Genomic DNA, 4,029 nt, shown 5'->3' with positions numbered 1-4,029 from the left:
TCTACTAGTGACACGCGGGTTTCGCCCGCCCGGACCGGGTACGCGATATTCAGCGAGGCCACCAGCGGAGCTGTCGACTACGAGCGGATTCGTGAGATCACGAACTCGCTCGTGCCCTTCGGCAGATTCGTCGGGGTCGATATCACCGAGGTGGGGCCGGACCGCGCGGTCGTCGAGATTCCGGCGGCCCGGAACCTCACCAATCATCTGGGTACGGTGCATGCCGGCGCGCTCTTCCTGGCCGCGGACATCGCCGGGGCCGCCGCCCTGGCCGGCGCACTGGCACCGCGCCTCGCCCGGGTCGAGTACACGGTGGTCCGGGACGCGCGGTCGACCTTCCGGAAGCCTGCCGTCGGCCGGGTCCGCGCGATCGCCACCGTGGACGAAAGAGAGGCACGGCGGGTCCTGGCCAGCACCGCCGCGGAACAGTTCGACCTGGACAGCAAGGCACTGCTCTATGACGACGCCGACGTGCTGGTGGCCAAGTTCCGCTTCGACTACGCCTGCAGCATAGCGGCGAGCTGACCGGGGTTCCGTCAGCACCGCGTACGAACACTGGTACCCAGACAGCCCGAAGAGCGCACGACGATGTTCCCAGTGCGCTCGGGAGGAAGCCTGGAACGGCATCCCCGGGCCGTTTCCGGGCCGGCATCCGGTTGTCGGGGCGTCCCGCGCGGACGGTTTCTCCGCCGTCGGATCCGGTGTGTCGGCGGGTATGGCGGATCCCGCCGGGCGGTGAACTCCGCCGGAATACGTCAAGAAATCTCGGAACGGGCATCTGGTTTTCCTGCGAGTACCGTCGATCGCCCGCTCCGATCGGGTAATAGGTATCCGGGATTGGCGTTGACCATTCTTTCGGATGTTCTGCACAATTGAGAGGAAGCTTGCTGGCGAATGCCCGTGCCGACACCTGCCGGATAGAATGACAGGGACGTGAACAATGTGTGAATATTTCACGGACGGATGGGCTGGCGTCCAACTCAGGAAATCTTTTCGCGGGCAGCTCGGGATGGATCGGGGAACATGATGGCGAAAGCACGGATGACGGTCGTCGGTGACAGTTTCGTCGAGGGCCGGGGCGACCCCGCCCCGGACGGGACGTACCGCGGCTGGGTGCCCCGGTTCGCCGAGATGTTCGGGATTCCGGGCAGCGGCTGCCTCAACCTGGGGACCTTCGACGCGACCACCCAGGACGTGGTCGACCGGCAGCTTCGGGTCGCGCTGGTGAACAAGGCCCCGCTGATCGGGTTCGTGGCCGGGGTCAACGACCTGATCCGGGACTACGACGCGGCCCGCTTCCGGCGGAATCTCGAGTCGATATTCACGACACTGTCCGGCCCGGACACGGTGATGTTCACCGCGACCTACGCGGACATCCCCCGCAACCTCCCGTTGCCGGCGTCCTTCCAGGAGCTCCTGCGGGGCCGTTTCGCCGAGGCGAACGAGCACCTGCGGGAGATCTCCGCGCGTACCGGCGCGCTCTGCCTGGACGTCGTCGACAGCCGGGAATGGGCGGACCCGGCCATGTGGTCGGCCGACGGCCTGCATCCCAGCCCCGTCGGCCACCAGCGCTTCGCCGAGGCCATGGCGGATCTCGTCGCCCTGGCCACCGGAATGGTGCCGCTGCCCACGGCGTCCCCGTTCGCCGGCGCCGGCGCCGGACCACTGTCGTACTAGACCAGCCTGAATACCGGACCAGCCCAGATACCAGAGAGCCTGAATACGGGCCACCTGAAATACTACATCAACAGAAATGCCAGGCCAGCAGAAATACCAGGCCGCCAGAAATAGCAGGACGGTCGACGTGGCAGAACGGCCGAACAGGAACGATCACGGTTTCTCCCGCGCCGGCCGGCCGCCGGCCGCGGATGTCCGCACGCCGATCCAGAAGGTCCGACCGGCCCGGGTTCCCGGGCCACTGCGTGGCACGGCCGAGTGGGGAACCAGCGCCGCTGGCTCCCCGTCCCGGCTCTTTCGTGTGCCTGTGAGCACCGGGCGGGCCGGCGGAACACGCCGGTTCCGAAACACCCGCCGGCGGCCGCCCGGGACCGTCGGACCCAGGAGCACGAGACCGGGGAGAACAAGACCTGGAAACGCGCGGCCCGGGCCGCGGAAAAGGCCGGGACCATCCGCTGCGACAAAGCTCAAGGAAAGCTCAGGAGAGGAAAACGGTGAGCGGCGACACGCTGGCGCAACGGCGCCTGGCCGACAACCCGATCGCGATAGTCGGTATGGCCGGTCTCTTCCCGAACGCCTACAACTACCGGGAGTACTGGCAGAACATCGTCGACGCGACGGACTGCACACAGGACGTCCCGGCGAGCCGGTGGAACCTCGACGACTACTACGACCCCGATCCGACCGTCCCGGACATGACCTACTCGCGCCGCGGCGGCTTCATTCCCGACGTCGACTTCGACCCGTTGGAGTTCGGCATCCCGCCGAACCAGCTCGAGGTCACCAGCGTCATGCAGACACTGAGCCTGATCGTGGCCCGTGACCTGCTGCGCGACGCGGGCGCGACCGAGTCCGACTGGTACGACGCCACCCGTACCGGGGTTGTCCTGGGGGTCACCGGGCCGGTCCCGCTGATGCATCCGCTGGCGGCCCGGCTGTCGACCCCCGTCCTGAAGGAAGTGGTCCGTAGCTGCGGGCTCAGCGCGTCCGACGCCGAGGCCATCGCCGCCAAGTACGTCCAGGCGTTCGCGCCGTGGGAGGAGAACTCCTTCCCCGGCCTGCTGGCCAATGTGGTCTCCGGCCGGGTCGCCAACCGCCTGGGGCTGGGCGGGATGAACTGCACGGTGGACGCGGCCTGCGCGGCGTCGCTGTCGGCCCTGCGGATGGCCGTGGCCGAACTGGTCGACGGCCGAGCCGAGATGATGATCGCCGGTGGCGCCGACACCGAAAACTCGATCTTCGGGTACATGTGCTTCAGCAAGACCCAGGCCCTGTCGAAGAGCGGGCAGATCCGACCGTTCGACGACGCCGCCGACGGCACCCTCATCGGCGAGGGCATCGGCATGATCGCGCTGAAGCGCCTCGCCGACGCCGAGCGGGACGGCAACCGTGTCTACGCGGTCATCCGCGGCATCGGCTCGTCCAGCGACGGCCGGTCCAAGAGCATCTACGCGCCCCGCGCCGAAGGGCAGCGGCTGGCGCTGGCCCGCGCCTACGCCGACGCCGACTGCTCGCCCGCGTCCGTCGAGCTGTTCGAGGCGCACGCCACCGGCACCGCGGTGGGGGACAGGACCGAACTCTCCGCGCTGACCGAGGCGCTGTCCGAGGCGAGCGGCGAGCGGCACTTCGCCGCGGTCGGCAGCGTGAAGTCACAGATCGGCCACACCAAGGGTGCCGCGGGCACGGCGAGCCTGATGAAGCTCGCGCTCGCCCTGCACCACCGGACGCTGCCGCCGACGATCAACGTGGAGCATCCCAACAGCGCGATCGACTTCACCGGCGGGCCGCTGTACGTCAACACCCGGACCCGGCCGTGGATCCGCGACCCGGACCGGCCGGTCCGCCGGGCCGCCGCCTCGGCGATGGGCTTCGGCGGGACGAACTTCCACGTCGTTCTTGAGGAACACACGGCCTCTGAGGAGCACACCGGCGAGCGCCGCGCCACCACGACACTGCACCGCACCGCCCGCGCCCACCTCTGGCACGCGGCCGACACGGCCAGCCTGCTGGAGCTGCTGCGGTCCGGTGCCGAACCGGACGACAGCACGCAGATCCCGGCGGAGCACGCCCGGGTCGGCTTCGTCGCCGCGGACGACGAGACCGCCCAGCGCCTGCTCGCCCTGGCGGTCGAGCAGCTCGCCGCCGCCCCGGACGCGCAGCAGTGGACGCATCCGGCGGGGGTGTTCTTCCGCGCCCGGGCGCTGGCCGACCTGAAGGTGGGCGCGCTGTTCGCCGGGCAGGGCAGCCAGTACCTGGACATGGGCCTGGAGGCGGTGCTCAACATCCCGACCGTGGCCGGGGCCGTCGACGACGCGAACGAGGCGTTCGCCGGAGCCGACCACCGGCTGGGCG

The 4,029-nt window shown here is 69.3% G+C and carries 3 protein-coding genes; all 3 read left to right on the top strand.

Annotated features, from left to right (window positions below; translation table 11 throughout):
- The coding region (locus tag CM1CMNOD_RS13300; protein ID WP_131774010.1) for a PaaI family thioesterase at positions 1–525 on the top strand (525 nt) is incomplete at its 5' end.
- Positions 526–1,026: 501 nt separating this feature from the next.
- Positions 1,027–1,677, top strand: coding sequence for an SGNH/GDSL hydrolase family protein (locus CM1CMNOD_RS13295; RefSeq protein WP_013874126.1), 651 nt, complete (start codon positions 1,027–1,029; stop codon positions 1,675–1,677).
- Between the two features lie 554 nt (positions 1,678–2,231).
- On the top strand, positions 2,232–4,029 hold a 1,798-nt coding region (locus CM1CMNOD_RS13290), incomplete at its 3' end, for a beta-ketoacyl synthase N-terminal-like domain-containing protein (protein ID WP_278045208.1).

The organism is Protofrankia symbiont of Coriaria myrtifolia (assembly GCF_900634755.1).
Taxonomy (GTDB): domain Bacteria; phylum Actinomycetota; class Actinomycetes; order Frankiales; family Frankiaceae; genus Protofrankia; species Protofrankia coriariae.
The sequence above is the reverse complement of the archived record's forward strand: the minus strand, read 5'-3'. Positions and strand labels throughout refer to the sequence as shown.

What these genes read in the sequence shown, in the direction of transcription:
- CM1CMNOD_RS13295 (WP_013874126.1), top strand. Translation starts at nt 1,027, where the DNA reads ATGGCGAAAGCACGGATGACGGTCGTCGGTGACAGTTTCGTCGAGGGC.